Annotated in this window: 17 protein-coding genes and 1 pseudogene; 6 read left to right on the top strand and 12 right to left on the bottom strand. The window is 43.3% G+C overall.

What is annotated here, in order from left to right:
• Position 1: 1 nt before the first annotated feature.
• The 10 genes and pseudogenes from A5883_RS14015 to A5883_RS13970 all read right to left on the bottom strand — a co-directional run bounded on the left by A5883_RS14015 (position 2) and on the right by A5883_RS13970 (position 11,150).
• Positions 2-943: a transketolase family protein gene (locus A5883_RS14015; RefSeq protein ID WP_086338867.1), complete on the bottom strand. Its 942-nt coding sequence runs from the start codon at positions 941-943 to the stop codon at positions 2-4.
• On the bottom strand, positions 930-1,766 hold the full coding sequence (locus A5883_RS14010) for a transketolase (RefSeq protein WP_005231740.1): 837 nt from the start codon (positions 1,764-1,766) through the stop codon (positions 930-932). Before A5883_RS14010 ends, A5883_RS14015 begins: the two co-directional genes overlap by 14 nt.
• On the bottom strand, positions 1,757-3,175 hold the full coding sequence (locus A5883_RS14005; RefSeq protein WP_010748503.1) for an L-fucose/L-arabinose isomerase family protein: 1,419 nt from the start codon (positions 3,173-3,175) through the stop codon (positions 1,757-1,759). The genes A5883_RS14010 and A5883_RS14005 overlap by 10 nt, the downstream gene beginning before the upstream one ends.
• A 31-nt stretch (positions 3,176-3,206) precedes the next feature.
• Positions 3,207-3,494, bottom strand: a complete 288-nt coding sequence (locus A5883_RS14000) for a PTS Lactose/Cellobiose specific IIB subunit (protein ID WP_016608966.1) — start codon at positions 3,492-3,494, stop codon at positions 3,207-3,209.
• Between the two features lie 169 nt (positions 3,495-3,663).
• Entirely contained in the window at positions 3,664-4,671 is a 1,008-nt protein-coding gene (locus A5883_RS13995; protein ID WP_086338866.1) for a LacI family DNA-binding transcriptional regulator, read from the bottom strand.
• Between the two features lie 117 nt (positions 4,672-4,788).
• On the bottom strand, positions 4,789-6,810 hold the full coding sequence (pulA, locus tag A5883_RS13990) for a type I pullulanase (RefSeq protein ID WP_086338865.1): 2,022 nt from the start codon (positions 6,808-6,810) through the stop codon (positions 4,789-4,791).
• A 40-nt stretch (positions 6,811-6,850) separates the two neighbouring features.
• Entirely contained in the window at positions 6,851-7,489 is a 639-nt protein-coding gene (locus tag A5883_RS13985) for a DUF624 domain-containing protein (RefSeq protein ID WP_015508705.1), read from the bottom strand.
• Positions 7,490-7,495: 6 nt separating this feature from the next.
• Entirely contained in the window at positions 7,496-8,383 is an 888-nt protein-coding gene (locus tag A5883_RS13980; RefSeq protein ID WP_015508704.1) for a carbohydrate ABC transporter permease, read from the bottom strand.
• Between the two features lie 16 nt (positions 8,384-8,399).
• Positions 8,400-9,332 carry an ABC transporter permease gene (locus A5883_RS13975; RefSeq protein WP_005232878.1) on the bottom strand — a complete coding sequence of 311 codons (933 nt, stop codon included), beginning with the start codon at positions 9,330-9,332 and terminating at the stop codon, positions 8,400-8,402.
• 148 nt (positions 9,333-9,480) lie between these two features.
• A pseudogene (locus A5883_RS13970) lies at positions 9,481-11,150 on the bottom strand (extracellular solute-binding protein).
• Between the two features lie 204 nt (positions 11,151-11,354).
• On the opposite strand from A5883_RS13970, the gene A5883_RS13960 reads away from it, so the two are divergent.
• Both A5883_RS13960 and A5883_RS13955 read left to right on the top strand, forming a co-directional pair.
• Positions 11,355-12,860 (top strand): response regulator, encoded by a 1,506-nt coding sequence (locus tag A5883_RS13960; RefSeq protein ID WP_086338863.1) that lies wholly within the window; start codon positions 11,355-11,357, stop codon positions 12,858-12,860.
• Positions 12,854-14,569, top strand: coding sequence for a sensor histidine kinase (locus A5883_RS13955; RefSeq protein ID WP_086338862.1), 1,716 nt, complete (start codon positions 12,854-12,856; stop codon positions 14,567-14,569). The genes A5883_RS13960 and A5883_RS13955 overlap by 7 nt, the downstream gene beginning before the upstream one ends.
• A 63-nt stretch (positions 14,570-14,632) precedes the next feature.
• Here A5883_RS13955 and A5883_RS13950 read toward each other — a convergent pair whose 3' ends face one another.
• On the bottom strand, positions 14,633-15,247 hold the full coding sequence (locus A5883_RS13950; protein WP_172462561.1) for a TetR/AcrR family transcriptional regulator: 615 nt from the start codon (positions 15,245-15,247) through the stop codon (positions 14,633-14,635).
• A gap of 319 nt (positions 15,248-15,566) precedes the next feature.
• On the opposite strand from A5883_RS13950, the gene A5883_RS13945 reads away from it, so the two are divergent.
• From A5883_RS13945 to A5883_RS19265, 3 genes are read left to right on the top strand one after another with little or no spacing between them, the layout of a single operon-like run.
• Positions 15,567-15,893 (top strand): PadR family transcriptional regulator, encoded by a 327-nt coding sequence (locus tag A5883_RS13945; RefSeq protein ID WP_086338861.1) that lies wholly within the window; start codon positions 15,567-15,569, stop codon positions 15,891-15,893.
• Positions 15,880-16,470: a DUF1700 domain-containing protein gene (locus A5883_RS13940; protein ID WP_010748498.1), complete on the top strand. Its 591-nt coding sequence runs from the start codon at positions 15,880-15,882 to the stop codon at positions 16,468-16,470. The genes A5883_RS13945 and A5883_RS13940 overlap by 14 nt, the downstream gene beginning before the upstream one ends.
• Positions 16,467-16,631: a hypothetical protein gene (locus tag A5883_RS19265; protein ID WP_005226470.1), complete on the top strand. Its 165-nt coding sequence runs from the start codon at positions 16,467-16,469 to the stop codon at positions 16,629-16,631. The genes A5883_RS13940 and A5883_RS19265 overlap by 4 nt, the downstream gene beginning before the upstream one ends.
• 291 nt (positions 16,632-16,922) lie before the next feature.
• Here the strand turns inward: A5883_RS19265 and A5883_RS13935 are convergent, their stop codons facing one another.
• Positions 16,923-17,408, bottom strand: a complete 486-nt coding sequence (locus A5883_RS13935) for a hypothetical protein (protein ID WP_005226468.1) — start codon at positions 17,406-17,408, stop codon at positions 16,923-16,925.
• Positions 17,409-17,666: 258 nt separating this feature from the next.
• Between A5883_RS13935 and A5883_RS13930 the strand changes: the two genes are divergently transcribed.
• Entirely contained in the window at positions 17,667-19,040 is a 1,374-nt protein-coding gene (locus A5883_RS13930) for an MFS transporter (RefSeq protein ID WP_010748497.1), read from the top strand.
• Positions 19,041-19,157: the final 117 nt, after the last annotated feature.

The following is a 19,157-nucleotide window of genomic DNA, read 5'->3' as shown; positions in this document are numbered from 1 at the left end:
CTTAAGCTCCTAGAAACGCAACCGCTGTTTTCGCTATGGAGGCACCGTCTAAGCCATAATGGGCAAACAGTTCTGACGAAGAACCAGTAATCAAGGCTTCATCCGGAAAAGCAATGATTTTTTGTCGAATGTCCGTTTCTTCTGTCAGTGTTTCCGCCACGGCAGCTCCTAAGCCGTTGTATTGGCTGTGTTCTTCCACAGTGATCACGGTGCCTGTTTCTTTCGCCACTCGTTTGACCGTTTCTGAATCAAAGGGCTTCAAGGAATGAACATTTAAAACGGTAGCAGTGATGCCTTGTTTTTCCAATAGCTCCGCAGCATCCAACGCTTGGCGCACGGTTTCGCCAGTGGCGAGCAATGCGACATCTTGACCGCTTCTCAGCTTAATGGCTTTGCCGATCTCAAAAGGATAATCTGCAGAATCATAACAATCTTCAACAGGATTGCGACCGAGACGGATATAGGCTGGTTCATTTGATGCCGCTAAGGCTTTAAACATTTGGATCGTTTCAAAGCGATCTGCTGGCAACAGCACTTGCAAATTAGGGATCGCTCGTGCCACTGCGATGTCTTGCAAGGAATGATGACTCATGCCTAATGCCCCATAACTGACACCGCCGCTGATGCCTACGAGTTTGACATTCTTATTCGAATACGCGACATCGACTTTGATCTGCTCGATACTGCGCATGCTGAGAAAACAAGCTGGAGATGCAACGAAAGGGCGTTTGCCCATATGGGCTAAGCCAGCCGCAATACTGACGATGTTTTGCTCTGCGATCCCTACTTCCACCAATTGTGTCGGTAATTCCTTGGCAAAAGGTGCTAACGAAGCGGAACCACGAGAATCACTGGTCAACACCGTGATCGCAGGATTCTTTTTTCCTTCTTCAATCAATACGTCGCACATTGCTTGGCGATTGGCAATATTATTTTTTCCCATGAGTCAAAACCTCCATTTGCTGATCAAGTTCGGCAATGGCTTGTGCAAGCTCTTCTGCCGTTGGCACTTTATGATGCCATTGCGCTTGATTTTCGGCTGCAGAATAGCCTTTGCCTTTGATGGTTTTGGCAATGATCAGCTTCGGTTGATTGGGCTGATGCGGTTTTTCTAATGCAGCCACCAAGGCAGCCATATCATTGCCATCAACGATATGCACATCCCAACCAAAGGCACGCCATTTTTCATCTAGCGGCTCCACTGCCATCACATCTTCCGAGGCTCCAGTGATCTGCAAGCCGTTGCGATCAATGATGGCGGTCAAATTGTCCAGCTGGTAGTTGGCAGCCGCCATGGCTCCTTCCCATACCGAGCCTTCTGCTAATTCGCCATCTCCCAACAACGTATAGGTTTGATACGTGCGGTGATCCAGTTTGCCTGCCAAAGCGATCCCTACTGCGACAGGTAAGCCGTGACCTAGTGAACCAGTATTCATCTCAACACCAGCTACTTTATTGTTTGGATGACCGATCAGTCTTGAACCAAATTGCGAAAAGGTGGCTAATTCTTCTTTCGGCAAAAAACCTTTGTCCGCTAAAACGGCCCATAATACTTCTGCCGCATGTCCTTTACTTTGGATATACTGGTCACGATCTTGCTTTTGAGGATCTTTCGCATCGACATTCATTATCCGATAATACAAGGCCACTAAAATATCGGTACAAGAAAGATCCGAACCAGTATGACCCGTTTTTGCTTGATAGATCAGCTCTAACACGGATTTTCGAATCGTTAAAGCCTTCATCTCCAGCTCGTTTATTTCCATGATTGATCCCCTCTCAAGTATGCTTTGACGTCTTCTTCGATTGGATCATAAAAATCTGGCTGCACGCCGATGTATTTGCACGCTTCGTACAAGATCGGCACCACATTTTTTCTGACCGCCGCAACATGATGAATATAAGGGCCCTCAACGAGTTTGAATTCCAAGCGATTCAAATTCGCAAATTCCAGATAGAGATAGGTCCCTTGATTGTATGGGCCATCGATCCCTTTACCAGTACCCATCAGTAGGGAGTACTCGCCGTTGTCCCCATCAAAGCGACACAGCGTATACTCGTCTTTGATTGCCCGAAAAGCGACTGATCCTGGATAGTCAAAAACAAAATGTCGTTGCGGCAAGATCGGTTTGGTCTCTGCGGTGGAATAAGCAAAAACTCCTAAGTGCTGCAACAATTCGCCATTCTCGTTTTCTGGATGGCGGCAGTTGACATCCGCAAAGATCGCACGGTGTTCCCCCAACGAAGCGGCTTCGACCAACAGTTCCGAGATCGCCCCATGGACATCCGTCTCACAGACAAAAGGCAAGCCTTCTTCTTGTAGCAGCGACAAGGAGGCATACGGTAAAATACCGATTTCGTCTTGTAAGGCCGTCCAACACTGGATGACTCCTGCATTGCAGCCGTAGCTTTCACATAAGTTTTGCAAAGCCACTTTAAGGGCTGCCACCATCTCCAAATCTTTCGCCGAAATTTGGACTTCCGTATTGGTTTCAAAATAATCAATGACTGCTTGCACTTTATCTGGCTGCTGTTCTTTGACTTTCTTGATTTCTTGCACTACTTCTTGGATCGGTACTGGCGAAAGCGAAATATTGAAACGCTCCAATAGTTCGCCTTCGTTGCAGATCACGGTCCAAAAATCAAAGGGGCGTGGGCCAACTTGCAAGATTCGTGTTTGTTTGAAGGTCTTGACGACATTGCAGACTTTGATAAAGTCTTGCAAGCCGCGGGCAAATTCTGGTGAATCAATATCAGAATTTTTGACATAGGTGAAAGGTACCTTGAAACGGCGCAAGACTTTCCCAATAGCGAAAAGACCGCATTGCGTATCCCGCAAACGTGAACCGTCGGCGGCTGGCGTCTCATCTTTAGGTCCCCACAGTAAGACGGGGACATCTAGTTTTTTGGCTAAACGAGCACAGGCATATTCCGTACCAAAGTTTTCATTGGCTAGAAAAAGACCGTCGATTTTTGCTGCTTTGAATTTTTCGGCGATTTTTTCAACCCCTTCATCATCGTATAGTAAGCCGTCTTCATTGATATCTAAAATATCTACATAATCAATGGCGAGTTCGTCCATTTTTTGTCGTGTCAGATTGGCGTACTCAATGGCTGCTTCTGCACTAAACAAATTTCTTCTAGTCGGGGCGAACCCGATGGTTACTTTATCCATAAAACCACCCTTTGCGTTTTAGTATATTTAGCTAAATTTTTATTTCTTCGACGATTCGTGCTACATTTTTGCTCAGAAATTCCTCATCCGTCAGTAAAACGATTTTTTTATCAGGAAAGGCTGCTGCGACTTTCGCTTGATTGAAGCGGGTTTGAGGAGCTAAAATCAAAAAATCATAGTCATTCCCCACCATAAATATTTCTGAAAAAGGCGCGGAATTGACTTGGTAATGCTGATCATCCGCTAGTTGTTCTTTGAGCGCTTTGACGAGCAGTGCACTGGAGAGCCCAGTGGCACAAAAAAGACCGATCTGTGTCATCTATTCACTTCCTCAAAATGTAATCCCTTACTTTTTACACCTTAAATATAGCACAAGCTAAATATTTTGCAATAGTTTTAGATAAATATTTTTGTTAAATAACTAAAGAAGGGCAAAACGCTTGCTAAACGTTTTGTCCTTCTTCTTATTTTTCATATTATTTTTATTCTTAATTGATGCTTTCGCGTTCGACGATCGTCGTGGCGACCAGCATTTTCAGATGGTTTTCATCTTCACTCGTGATTTTCTCGATCAAGCGTCGCACGGCTTGGCGACCAAGGTACACTTTATCTACTTTGACGGTGGTCAGTGGTGGGTTGCAAAATTCCGCCAAAGGAATATCATCGAACCCAACAATGGTCAACGGATGATCGGGAAACACTTCGCGAATGGCTTTCATGGCACCGATGGCGATATTGTCATTGACCGCAAAAAAAGCGCTTGGCAACGGTCGCTGATCGGCACGCAAGGATTCCAAATAGACCTTCATGTCTTGATAGGAGCCTTCCAAGGTGGGTTCTACTAAGGCTTCCGTCTCTTCATAATGGATCAGATCATGCTCTTGGATCGCTTGGATGAACCCTTGCTTGCGTTCCCGAAAGTTGTTGATTTGAAAGGTTGAATTGATGATGCCGATGTCACGGTGGCCTTTTTCGATCATCTTTTCAACGATCTCATAGGCACTGTCACGATTATTGATGGCGACAAAATCAAAGTCCTGCGAATTAAACACCGTATCTAAAATCACTAACGGTACTTCCAAATGGCGAAAGACTGCTAAATCTTGTTTTTCCAATTCCGTTCCTAGCAATAGCAAACCATCTGCTAACTCTGGACGGATCTTTTCGATCGGGTCTTCTTCTGGTGCCAGTGTGATATGGGAAATGACCAGTTCATAGCCTAACGCACTGCACTCCATTTCGATTCCTCGGATCAATTCAGAAAAGAAAGGCGTATCCCCTACGACATTTCCTTGTTTGTTCATTATGACAAATTTGATTTTTTGGCTTTCCGTTTTTTTAATTTCTCGCTGATCAAAATACCCCATCTCACGAGCGATCTTCAAGATCGCTTGCCGTTTTTGTTCACTGATCCCCTTCCGATTGTTGATCGCATTAGAGACTGTTCCGCTGGAAACGCCAGCTTTTCGGGCAATATCAGAGATCACAACTTTCATTTGCTCACCGCTTTCTGCTTCTCATTCTGTTAAAAGTATAGCAAAAGAATTGTTTTTTTACTACCAAAAAAGCTAAAACAAACTAAAATTTTTAGTTTGTTTTAGCTTCTACTTTGATTAGTTACTTTGTTCCGCCAAAATGCTGAAGGACAATGGGTCGATGGTTATCCTTGGCGCTGCTACGCCGCGAGAAGCGATCCCAGCTCCTTTGGGGTCAGCAACGAGGTGCCATGTGACATTTTCTGTTGTCGTCGGTAAGTCAAAGGACCAGCTTTCTTCCGTGCTGTTGAATAAAACGAACAAGGAACGCCATGGATGCTGTTCGTCACGATTGGGTACTTGATACGCCAAGCGATTTTCATCCTTTGTCTCATAAAAGACCATGCTTTCAGCCGTTTGGGTCGTGGCATCTCTCAATGGTGCATAGGACTGCCGCAATGCCCACAAGCCCCGATACAGCTCGCGCAATTCTTTGAAGGTTTTGGCACGTGCCCAATCCAGCTGATTGACTGTCAGTGGCGAACGGAAGGAATTTTCATCGCCTTCTTTGGTACGGCCAAATTCTTCCCCAGCTTGGGTCAGCACGGCTCCTTGGCTAGTAAACAAAATGGCTGCTGCTAGTTTGTTACGGGCTAAAAGCTCAGGATCAAAATCATAATTTCTTTCCTTCGCTGAAGCCTGCATGGTTGCCACCAGTTTGTCCCATAAGGTCAAATTATCATGGACTGACGCATAGGCGATCACTTGGCGGGGTGATTTTGCCCAGCGCTCGGCGCCTTCTTGCCCAGCAACTTTCGTATTTCCTTGAATCGCCGTTGCCAAATTTTCCGCATAAAAGGTTTGCTTGACTTGCGGTTGACCATTCATTCCTTGAATAAACGCGCCGTCTGTTTCTTCAAAGACATCGCCTTTGATACTGTCTCTTAAATCATTGCTAAAAACCGCAACGCCTTCTGACAGTGCCCAAACATTGCTTTTATTCGCTGGGATATTCGGCTGAATAATTTGATTGCTGCCGGCATCCCATGGCTCGCCGTATAGAATCACATGGCTGAAGCCGGCATCATCTAGGCGTTGCCGCAACTGGTTCATGGTTTCCACATCGATCAAGCCCATCAAATCAAAACGAAAGCCGTCGATTTTGTATTCTTGCGCCCAATATAAAACCGAATCAATGATAAATTTGCGCATCATTTTCCGTTCAGAAGCCACTTCATTGCCGCAAGCAGAACCGTCCGCAAAATTCCCCGCATCATCTTGGCGGTAGTAATAATCAGGCACCGTCAAATTAAACCATGATTCTTCTGTGATCGCAGTGTGATTGAAGACCACATCCATCACAACGCCGATGGCTTCTTCATGCAACGATTGGATCATTTGCTTGCATTCACGAATCCGCGCCTTGGGATCACTAGGATCAGAAGCGTATCGTCCTTCAGGTACATTGTAATTTTTCGGATCATAGCCCCAGTTGTAGGCAGAAGAAGTTTCATCATTGTCAAAATCGAAGATCGGCAGCAGATGAACATAATTGATCCCCAGCTCTTTTAAATAAGCCATGCCAGTTGGTTGACTTTCATCTCCCACCAGATGGGTCTTTTTTTCAGTGAAGGCTAAATATTTTCCGCGATTTTCTGGTGAAATCCCGCTGTTTTCGGCGCCGCTGAAATCTTCGACATGCAATTCCCAAATATAGGCATCTGTGATCGATTGCTGACCGACGCCGTGAGTCTCCTGCCAGCCTTCAGGATCTGTTTCCTTTAAATCAATGATGGCCCCACGGTTCCCGTTGATCCCTACTGCCTTGGCATAAAGATCCACCGCTTCGACTTTTTGACCGTCTCGTTGAAATTCAAACGTATAAAACAGCTCTTTGACGGTTTCTTCCGTCGTGACTTGCCAACAGTTGTCTTCTTGGACCATTGGCAGCGTCAGCAGGCGATCGTCAGCCCCAGCGACACCGCTTTGATAAATCAATACTGAAACGGCCTCTGCTTCTGGTGACCAGCATTTGAACGTGGTTTGCTGTCCTTGAAAAGTCACACCAAGATCATTCCCGTGATACGTATGTTCTTCTAAAAAACCGATCCTGCGATCGATCGCAATCTTTTTTTCTCCATACTGCGTGTTTTGTCCCATCAAAATTCCTCCATTCAATGTTGCTAACTATAAAACCCAGTTACTTTTCTGCTATTTCTACCTTCTCATATTTCTTGAAAATTGCCAACAATAACTGACAGCGTACATACAAAAAACAGCTAAGACCAAAAAAGCAGGCAATGTACATGCTGAAAACCAGCGCATAGGGTGAAAGAAGCATGATGACAATAGGGGCTGCAGTCAGAAGATGAAGACTAAGCATTTTAAAAGGGTGCTTTGCGGCGACTTTGATGCTGTTCAAAAGGATCGTTTTGATTCCGCTATCGTAACGTGCGAGTAAGAAAAACGAAACTTGGAAAAACTGAAGCCACATGAACGTACAAATTACTAAGCCTACGGTAAAAAGATCAGGCGTCCCTTTTAGTTGGAAATAATACAACCAATCAGCAGTCAAAAGCCACAAAGAAAAAAGTAGACTAAGCCAGATGAGAGTGCTCTTTCGAAAGCTTTGACAAAAGGTCGACCAAAACTGCTGAACAACAGCCGGTGCTTTTCCTTCTATCAGGTCAGTCGCCACTTTTGAGCCCGCAGTAATGGCTGCACCGATCGTGAAGAGCGGCAAACTAAAAAACAAGAGTAGTACATTTAATAGGAGCAACTGGCTGAATTTCCAAGCGATTCGTGCGAAGAAGTTTTCTGAATGAAAAAAGTGTATCATGTGGGTTTACTCCTTTACTGATCCGACAACGATTCCTTGAACGAAATATTTTTGTAGAAGCGGATAAATAATCAATAACGGCACCACTGCCACCACGATCTTCGCTGCATTCAAGTTTCGATCAGAGACCGCTAGTAGACTTTGTAGCTGCTCGGAAGTCAAATTTCCGGCTTGTTGCATTGTTTCAGCAATGTTGACTGATAGTGTTTGGATATAGGTCATTAAAGGATAGTTTTCAGTCTTGGTCATATAGATCAGTCCACTGAAAAAATCATTCCAACTGCCGACAATACTGAATAGAGAAACGGTTGCCAAACAAGGCAATGACATTGGGATATAGATTCGTCCCAAAATCTGCAGCGGGTTGGCACCATCGATCCGAGCAGATTCTTCCAATGATTTGGGGATTCCCCGAAAGAAATTCATCACCAAGATCACACTGCCGATAGGGACTGCACTAGGTAAAATCAGGGACCAAATCGTATTCAATAACCCTAGATTGCGAACGACTAAATACGTTGGGATCATGCCGCCGCTGAATAGCATAGCAAAAACCATCACGCCCATGAATAATTTTCTCGTTCGAAATACTTTTTTTGATTTAGACAGCGGGTAAGCCATCGTTACGATCATCAAGAGGTTCAACAGCAACGAAACGATCACACGAATGACCGAGATCCCAAAGGAACGCCAAAACTGCTGATCGCTCATGATGCGCTCATAAGCCGCTAAGGTCAGATCCACTGGCCATAGCCCCACAGCATTTGCCGCGACCGCACTGCTGCTGCTTAAAGAAAGTGCCACGACATTCAACATCGGTACTAAACAAGAAAGAGCTAAAACAATGACGATCAAATAAATTACTGCATGCCGTATACTAAATTTTTCTTTCATCTCTTTTTTCCTTTCCTTAAAACATCACTCTGTCAGTCTTCTTCTCCGCAATTTTGTTGGAAGACCAAATCAAGAATAGACCGATCACCGATTTGACCAGACCAACGGCAGTCCCTAAGCTGTAGTCTCGACCGATCAGACCGATTCGGTAGACATAGGTATCGATAATATCACCGCTTTGATACACAACCGGAGAATACAGGTTATAAATTTGGTCGAAGCCGGCATTTAAGATATTAGGCAGCGACAAAATCGTCATCAGCAAAATAAAAGGCATCATCCCCGGCAGGGTTACGTGCCAGACTTTTTTTGACCAAGAAGCACCATCCATCGTTGCTGCTTCATATAACCCTGGATCAATCGAGGTAATGGCAGCAAGGTACACGATCGAACTGTAACCGAAACTTTTCCAAACATCGGTCCCGATCAGCAAACGCGGAAATAGCTGATTACTACCCAAAAAGTTTAATGGTTCTACACCAAAGTTTTGTAAAATCTGATTCACCGTTCCATCAAGGCTGAATAAATTGACCACTACTGAAGCCAGTATGACCCATGAAAGAAAATGGGGCAAATAAACGATGGTCTGAATGGAGCGTTTCATCCACTTTACACGTACTTCATTTAATAGAATCGCAAAAAGAATCGGTACGATCGTATTAAAGATAATTTTCCAAAAAGCGATAAAAATCGTGTTTTTAGTCACTAAGAAAATATCCGGTAAACTGAACAAATAGCGAAAGTGCTCGAATCCCACAAATTCAGAACCTAATACACCTTTCGCTGGCACATAATCTTGAAATGCCATCAACAGCCCAAACATAGGACCATAAGAAAAAATCAAAATAAAAATGATGCCTGGTAAAATCATCCCTAAAAAGAAAAGCTGGTCTCGAGAAAACCACTTTTTCTTTTCTTTTTTGCTTTCTTTTTCAACAGAAAGTTCCATTTACTTACTCCTCCATAAAATTTTTGCCTCACCAGCCGCTTGATGAAAAAATTCGAACAAAGAAAAGGCACCTGCAGTCGATTTCCCTGCATACAACCTTGCTTTTCTTTGTTCGAAAGACGAGTGTCAGAACCGCTGGAGTGGCCGCTTAATTATCTGCTCGCTGATCTACTACTTCTTGCATTTCTTCAAGTATGGCTGTTCCACCTTGGCTATTCCAGGTTTCAACATAGTTATCGAAGTTTTCCAGGGGTTCTTCTCCAGTGATAAACTTAATGAAGGTCTCTTCCTCCAGTTTCCCTACTTGTGCCCGTTTCGTTCATTGGCTTTGATCGAATCAAAACGCGGTGGTTTCACTTCATTCAAGCGTCCTTGCTCTCTGATACCGCCCATCACATTATTGACGGCTAAATAGCGGGAAGCATAGCGGGTCCAGTCCACCGGATCGGTTTCTTCAGGGCTATCCAGATATTGCTTGATTTTTTCGGCATTTTCTTTGATGAAGAAGTTAGAGATATCATCGATAGATGTTTCACCAACCGCCGCCTTGGAAGCTTCTACAGCATCATCAATCTCACTATAGGCTTTTAAGAAAACAACATTCCATGGACGAACCGTCCCATCGACATCCACTTTCGCATAGTCATAAATTTCCGGAAACTCGGTTTCAATATCTTCCGAGTTGGCAACTTCACCATAAATCAGATTGATCATCTCCATGATTTTTTCCGGCTCAGAAAAACCTTTGCGTACCACGATGTATTGCCCAGTACCGCGGTTAGCCACGGCATTGACCCCGCCATCGCCGTTAGCATTTTCAAGGGCATAAGGAACAAATTCAGCATTCGGATCATTTTGTTTAGCTTGTACTAACCCCCAGTCAGGCATGTGCCAAGGACCAAAAGCGATGCCCGTTTCCCCATTAACCATCATGGCATGGATATCGTCATACGTCCGGGTACCAAATTGCGGATCCATGAACCCTTCATCTTGCCATTCCTTCAGCAGCGTTAGTGCTTCTTTCATTTCTGGCGTATTGGATCCATAAAACATCTGTCCATTCTCATCTTGGAGATACGATTTTGGGTAGGCTCCAAACGCATTCATAATGGCTGTCCCTGTATATGCCGTGCCGCCATGATTTGGCGAGGACAACCAGAAGGCCAATGGCAAACCAACCGCTTTTCCGGTGTTGGCTAAATCATTTTCTTGAAAAGCAATCGCTGTTTCCTTCAACTCATCCAATGTAATTGAGCGATTGCCATCTTTATCCAGTTCAATACCCAGCTCATCTAGCCAGTCCTGGCGCAACCAGACAAGATTGGGCCCGAAGTCATCGCTAGTAGATGGGATCGCCATCAAGCGATCATCAAACGTAGCTGCTTCTAACTGAATCCCATCAAACGAATCATAGATGTCTTTTAGAAAATCGTCGGCATGCTCCTCAAATACTTCGGTCAAGTCTTCCACTAAATCATTGTTAACTAATTCTTCCAATTCATCTCTTGATCCGACGATCATTGTATCCGGTAGTTCCCCTGAAGCGATCGCTAGCGATACTTGCCGATCGTAATCTTCCCCGTGGGCTTCAAAGGCACTCTCCAGTTCGATGCCCAAGCGTTCTTGAATCAATCGAGTATACGCGTTGTTGCTGTAAGAGTCCCCCTCCGGCAGTTTTGAGTTCGGTGCGGTTTGGCGTCCGATCGTAATCACGGTATCCCCATTTTCATTGGTCTTTGCTTCTTCTGAACTGCATCCTGTCATAATAAGTGCTGAAGCCATGGCTGTTAAAATTGCTGTTCCCCGCCTGAATTTCATTGTTTTCCTCCTCAAACTTTTTTGATATCCTTATTATACGCAATCGCTTCCATAGAAAATATAGCACTTTTTTCAGATTTATAGCACGATTTCCAGAAAATAAAACGTTTACAAATTTGTTCTGTTGCTTTTTTTGTTTATCGCTTACTATAGAAAGAAGAAGCGACTGTGTAATTTTCTCTATACGAAAGGACGGCGAAAACCATGTACCGACTGCTGCTTGCTGATGACAGCTACGATCAAAGAGAAGTGATCAAATACTTCTTGAGTCAGCATGAAAAAGAATGGCGGATCGAAGAAGCCAAAAATGGCCGCGAAGCCTGGCAACTTTTTCAGAAACAGCCCTTTGACTTGATAATTACCGACGTAAAGATGCCCTTTATGGATGGACATGCCCTCGTAGCGAGAATCAAAGAAGCAGTTCCTGAAATTCCTGTGATGTTTATCAGCGGCTTTGAAGATTTTCATTATGTAAAAAAAGCCATACAGTTACAAGCGGTTGACTACCTCTTAAAACCAATCGACCCTGATGATTTTTATGAACAAATAAATAAAATCATTCTTTTTATCGATCAACAAAAGCAGCGCTCTTACACAAAAACAATCGCACAAACCCATTATTTGAAAGAGATTTTGAGTAAACTTTTTTATGGCTATCCTTGGCATTCACTACCGAAGGAAGAGCAATCGGTTGCACAAGATTTTTTTAAGACTCATCCCTCTTTTTTTCTCGTTACTTGGCCGCTGGATTCTTGGAATGCGCCGGATTTCGTCCCTTCACTGTCTGCTGCATTTCCTGAAATGTTCAGTTTATTTTTAGCTCCAGCACAACTGCTCTTTTTTAACGAACCTTTGCCAAAAAGGGAAATCGAGGAGCGAAAAAACAACTTGACTACCTATTTTTCCGAGCAGTTTCAGCAAAAAATAACACTTTTTGACAGCGGACCAGTTCCCCACCATTCAGGAATGTACGGCACCTATCATGACTTACTGAAGACCAGTCAGCGGTCTTTTTATCAGCAAAACAAAGGGAAAATCTGCCAGCTGCTTCCGGGAGATCACTACATCGTCAAGAAAGCTCTTTTTGAAAAAACCATTTCGTATGTGAATCAATACGAAAGTAAAAAAGCACACGCGCTTGTGAAAACAGTTTTCGACTGCTTTGAAACAAATGGACGTGAGGAACCAACCAATACCAAATTTTATTTTGCGACCTTTTATCAAACCATCATCGATCAGTGCACGATCGCCTTTGATGCGGAGCATGGCGCTAATCAGATCGGAAAAATACTGGAAGCGCCAAGTCTACAATTAATTGCGGATATTTTTGATGCCCTCTTCCGTTATATCCATGATGCACTGCTTCAAATCAACGGGAGTCAGTCAAATGACTATGTGCGCCAAGTAAAATCCTATATATTCGCTCATTTTCACCAAGAGTTGAGCTTGGAGCGCTTAGCAAAGGAAGTCAATATCAATCCTAACTACCTAAGCGAATTATTCAGTACTTCTGAAGGCATGGGTATCACCAAATACATCAAGTCTTACCGTATCAAACAGGCTCAGAAGCGTTTAAAGAACTCGAACTGCAGCATTCGAACTATCTCCAAACAAGTTGGCTTTAATCATTATTCCTATTTTTGCAAAACGTTCCGAGAAATTGTCGGAATGACGCCGGATGCCTATAGAAAGAGAGGTCCCTCTTGTTAAGAAAAGTCCACGATTGTTTTAAAAATTTTCGCTTTCAAAAAAAGATCGCCCTTATTTCGATTCTTTCAAGCATTGTTCCTCTGATCGTTTTGACCTTTGTCGGGGTGTCTATCATCCGAGCCTTTATCCAACAGCAGGAAAAAAGTGCTTACTCCGATAATCTCAAAAGTATCAGCTATCAGTTAGAAAGCAAGATCCATACCTATCGGGACAGCCTGCTTTTCTTAGCCAACAATACCGCCTTGACGCAAGAACTTTCTAGTCAACGCTTCTCAAACTTTGATCAATACAATCTCTTTCAAAATACGATCTTGCCTTTGTTTCACAGTGTTCGTTTTCCGCAAGCAGATATCAAAGGCATCACGCTATACACCACGATCGATCTTTATGATCATGGGCAATATGTCAAAAAAATCACTGCTGACACGGCGCTGCCTTTTCTCAAAGAGAAACCCTCGACTGAAATTCGCACGTATTTTGACAAAGAACGGGAGGAACTTTCTTTTTATACCAACCTTTTTTTAAAAGGCCATACCGCAGATTCCCTAAACTACATCGTTTTGACCATCGATCGAGCAGCATTGTTCACGAATCTTGATGCAGTCACTGAGGAACCTTACGATTTGACGATCCAGTCAGAGACCGGGCAGACGCTTTACCGCATTGATTATTTGACGAAGCAGCAGCGTACTCAAAAACAGTGGTTGGTTGGAAGCGCAGTTATTGAAGAAGCCCCTGTACTGCTGGATAATCATTGGCAAATCGTTTTTGTTAAAACCGCACAGTCATTTTTCAGCAGTCTACTGTATCTAGTTGGTGCGGCACTCATTATCTTTGGTTTTGTATTAGTGATATTGGTTTTATCCAGCTGGTGGCTAGCAAAAACAGTGGTACAGCCGATCAATTCTTTGGCCCAGCAAATGGCTTCTTTATCAATGGATCAATTCAAAATCGAGCATAGTTATTCTTCAGAAGATGAAGTTGGACAGTTATACACCAATTTTCAAAAAATGCTAGATAAAATCGCTGAGCTGATCAATGAAGTATATGAAGCCGAACTGAAACAAAAAGAATACGAATTGCGGGTTCTGCAAGCCCAGATCAATCCGCATTTCTTTTATAATTCCTTAGCATTGATCAGCAATACTGCCACACTAAACGGCAATCACGAAATCCGTGAGATGGCTCAGCTGCTGTCTCGATTCTACCGTCTCAGCCTAAACCAAGGATCCAATCGGTTATCTGTCAGCAAAGAACTCGATCTGACGATCACCTATGCTAAAATTCAGCAAAAAATGCATCACCATTCCTTTGATTTAGTCCTCGAAATTGACTCAAATATCGATGAATATCCGATGATCAATCTACTCTTGCAGCCGTTTGTCGAAAATGCCGTCTTTCATGGGCTGGATCATATTGAAGATGACCGCAGAGGTGTATTGACGATCCGCTGCCTCAAAGAAGGACAATGGCTGCGGTTTGAGATTCAAGACAATGGTCCTGGAATTGATCCTGAACAGCTAAAACAACTGGAGCAACCTTCTGATCAACATTATGGTATCAACAATGTACGCCAGCGGCTAGTATTGTACTATGGCACGCAAGCTTCCTTAGCGATTCAATCAGTAAAAGGTGAAAAAACCACAATTGTTCTACTCATACCGCAAGACTTGCCTCCTCAAAAAAAACCGTTAGTGAAGAATGTTTGATCACTAACGGTTTTTTTGTGTCGAAATATTCAGATATTTATTTTAATGCTTGATTTCAAGTACCTATTCTTCTACAGCAAACGCACCAGCCTCTAACAATGCTTGCGGTCCCCGATCACGTGGCGCGCTTTCTGGTTCCTTTAACATTCGTTCCCAATACTCAATGGTATCTTTCATAAAATCATTCTTGCTGTCACTACACCCTTCACGAATAAACAGCAATACCAACCCACTAAAAAAGATCAAGGCTTCTTCATGATATTTTCTCAGATCGCTTTTATGCGCACATTGAAAAACAGCTGATTCAGCAATTGCTTCTTGAAAATAAGCAAAAGAACGCTCTTTTATGTAAGGACCACAGCCAATATCATTTAAAAAAAGTGCGAAAAAGAGGTTACGATTGCGGCTGGCAAATACGTAATAGTCCTGCCAAAAGCTGTATAAGGAATCGAGTGTCTCTTCTGACTCTTTTTTTGTTTCGTGAATGTCGCGAAACACATCATCAACCATCGCCTGTTTATAATTTTGCATGTTTGAAAAATTTAAATAGATCGGTTGGGTCGATGTTCGTGCATATTTAGCAATGTCGCGGACAGTGATTGGTCGATAAAGATATTCCACCAGATATTTTTTTAAGCAATTGATCAAATATTTTTTCGTAATCGTTGCTTTTCTCATAATACCCCTTCCTTTCTGGACGTCACCAATTCTTGCTGATGTTCGTCTCATTCACTTTGACTACTTGCAGCTTTTAGAAGCACAACCAACGCCCATTTTCTTACTGAAAGTAATCTTTATACTTCTACTTTAACAAAAAAGAGCACGTTAACCTATACTTTCCGCCGATTTTCTTAATTTTATTTTTTATTTTTGACCATTTTATTAAAGAAACTCTTGTTGTCTTATGGTGCTCAGACTTAAGGCTGATTTTGACTGGTGCTGCTTGTGGAATGATACTATGTAATGTATAGTATGAGTATGAACAGGAGGAGAGCCTTTGGATGCCCAATTAAAAAAAGGATTATTGGAAATTTGTGTGTTGGCTTATTTGCAGCATGGTGACTCTTATGGCTATGAATTAGTCAAAAACATATCTCCTTTACTGCCAATCTCAGAATCAACGCTCTATCCTATCTTGAAGCGCTTAGAAGCCAGCCGAGCGGTTGAGACTTATAATAAAAGCCATCAAGGACGGACCCGAAAATATTACCGCTTGTCCAAAATCGGAAAACAGCGGATCGACGATTTTTTAACCAACGACTGGCCCCAATTGACATTGATCCAGCGATTTATTAAAGGAGGAACATTAGATGAACAGAGTTGATTTTATCAAGGCATTGGCTGCGGAATTATCTGAAAAAGTCAGACCTAGCGAGATTCATCAGCTGATCAACTATTATGACGAGATGATCGAAGATTTGATGGAAGAAGGATACACCGAAGAAGAAGCCGTGGCACGCCTTGGCTCCCCAAAAGAACTGATCCAAGCAGTTACCGAAACGGAAGAGGTCGTAGTTGAGATTCCCCGCCGCTTTCATCCCTTCTTGCTCTTGATTTTAGTGCTGGGCTTCCCATTGTGGGGCAGCCTCTTGTTAAGTGCCGCTTTGCTGATCCTAAGCTTTTTAATAATCATCTGGTGTGTACCTTTCACCACTGGCATGATTGGTGTCACTACGTTTATCGGTGGGATCGCCAGCGTTGTCTTAAGTCCCATGCTGATGGCGGATGGTTTCTATCTCTTTTTAAGTCAGTTAGGCATGGGGATTTTCTTATTTGGTTTAGGGCTGCTTTGCCTGATCGCCACTTATAGTATGAGCCGACCTTTTTCACGTCTTACCCACTCCCTTGTCGTTTGGCCGAAATCATTTGTTCAAAACTATCGAAAGAAGGCAGTCCTATGATCAAAATCAATAAGCGCTTTTTCGTTTTTCTCAGTCTGTTGTTTATTATTCTCGGACTGGTCATCACCTTTATCGGTTTTTCAATGTCAGGCTACTCACCTGATGCCTACCATATTGAGCATCGTCGCTGGTATCAACTCGTTGGTTTCTATACGGAATGACAGACGGAAAATAATTATAAGTTGATTTTTTCGTCAGAAAAACTAGTAATTTGCATTAATTTCATGTATCGGTGAAAAAATTGAACTTCTCTTTTTGAGTGAACCATATTACTATATAGGTACATCCTGTATCCTATTTCATAGGGTAACCAAAAAAACCCATACCATCCTATGGGTTTTTTTGCTGTCTATAAAAGCAAAAAACGTGCTGCAAGTCCAGGTATCGCCAAGCTAGCTGTTTTAGCTAACCTTGGCAGAACCTGTCTGCAGTACGTTTTTTCTAATGATCGATTATTCCCCTAGTACTGGCTGTTCTTGCACAGTGCCAATAGGAAACAAGGCGCGAAACACTCGGCGAACGATTGGACCTGCAATGAACAATTGCAACGGCAATGCGACGATCACATTTTTCCCAATGTTGCTTAGCCAATTGACGAACACCGAGTGATCAGGGTTTGGGTGCATCAACGCACCAAAGAGTGACATACAGATCACCATGCCGGCGATCATCAATGAAGAAATCAACCCGATTTTTTTCCAAGTAGCTGATTGATGGTCCAAAAATCGAAACGCCAAACCTTTTGCCGGACCAGAAACAATGAACCAATCCAAAATAAAGGCGACACAAAGGGCTAATGGCAATTCATTCCACGCCAATTGGAATGCCAATGCCGAAACACCGACTTGAAACATGAGGTTATAAACACTCATAAAATACACCATGAAAATACACATAAGTGTCGTATAGATCAAACTTTCTTTTTTATTGATGGGCATGTAACAACTTCCTTTCTCTTTTTCGTACTCGACTATTCTAGCAGAAGAAAATTTTTCGTGTAAGTAAAAGTTTGAAAACTTTCAAAAAAGTTTTTTGCTATTTTTTTATCCACTTCTCTTGACACTTTCTTATGAAGTCAGTAGAATAGCGATAGAATAAATCGTACAGATAACAAGCGGGTTCGCTTGTCGAGAGAGAGGCGGTTTCTATGAGAATAGAAACGGTCTCTTTTTTTGCGAATTTTTAGAGGTGAGAATATGGAAAACAACAAAAAACTCGTGGGGGCGATCCTCGCAACCGGATTGATGTCATTTGCAGGTGTGCTGATTGAAACAGCCATGAATGTAACGTTTCCGACATTGATCGATCAATTTACGCTTTCAACATCCGATGTTCAATGGGTGACGACCATCTACTTACTGGTCATCTCCATCATTGTCCCAATATCGACCTACCTTTTGAAACGCTTCTCATTGAGAACCTTGTTTCTAGCTGCCAACGCCTTTTTCCTTGTTGGCTTGGTGATCGACTTTTTATCGCCGACGTTTGCCATTTTGCTGATTGGCCGCTTTTTCCAAGGTGCCAGCACAGGGATCGCACTGCCTTTGATGTTCCACATCATTTTGACTTACTCCCCCTTTGAAAAACGGGGAGCGGCAATCGGCTTAGGGAATTTGACCACTTCCATCGCTCCAGCGATCGGACCGACATATGGGGGCTTATTGACCGCCCATTGGTCTTGGAATGCGATCTTTCTTTTCTTGATCCCAGTCTTGCTGATCTCCCTAGTACTCGGCCTTTACTCGATCCCTAAAACGGCTGGGGCAAAAGACACTTCCCTGGATTTACTGAGTGTATTAGGAATCGTCTTGATGTTCAGCGGCTTCTTATTGTTCTTGAATCAAGTAGGCACCTTAGCGAGTCTACTGCCGCTGCTTTTCGGTTTCATTGGTGCTGGCTTGTTTTATCAACGCTCAAAAGGCCCGAACCCTTTGATTCGTTTGGCTGTTTTGAAAAACCGTAGCTTCAGTTTGTTTCTGTTTGGCTTTCTTGTTTGTCAGTTCCTTTTACTGGGCATTTCCTTTGTCTTGCCGAACTTTGTCCAACTCGTCTTGGGAAAAGATGCCTTTACTGCAGGATTAGTTATGCTTCCTGGGGCGGCGATCGGGGCGATCCTTGCGCCAATCTCTGGTCGGTTGCTGGATAAAGTTGGACCGAAAAAACCGATCCTGTCTGGTTTGACGTTGATTGCCATCGGTTGGCTTGCCTTAGCCCTCGTTTTGCGTTCGCCTTTCATTTGGAGCCTAGTTGCTGGACATGTCTTTTACATGATCGGGATCGGCTTAGCCTACAGCAATATGATGACCACCGGCTTAAACAAGCTGACTCCTGCGTTGTACGCGGACGGTAATGCGATCTTTAATACGCTGCAGCAATTTTCTGGTGCAGTGGCGACGGCTGTGGTGGCGACCATTATAAATTTGGCACAAAATGCGGCGACCGATTACACCCAAGGGACGGTCATCGGCTCTCAAATCGCCTTATTCTTTTTGTGGGCCTTAGTCTTACTGACTTTCCTATTAACGATCAACTACTTCCGCAAAAGCACCGACAAAAAAGCCGTCAGCTAACTGCGGCTTTACCCATTGAAAACCAAGAAAAAGCCGCTCTCCCTTGAGGGCGGCCATAAAAAAATCCGCTTCCGATCCCCCTTCTTAGTCAAAGGGTGCTCTCGGAAACGGATTATT

The organism is Enterococcus sp. 5B3_DIV0040, assembly GCF_002140755.1.
GTDB lineage: Bacteria > Bacillota > Bacilli > Lactobacillales > Enterococcaceae > Enterococcus_D > Enterococcus_D casseliflavus.
This window is presented reverse-complemented; position numbering and strand designations above follow the sequence as displayed.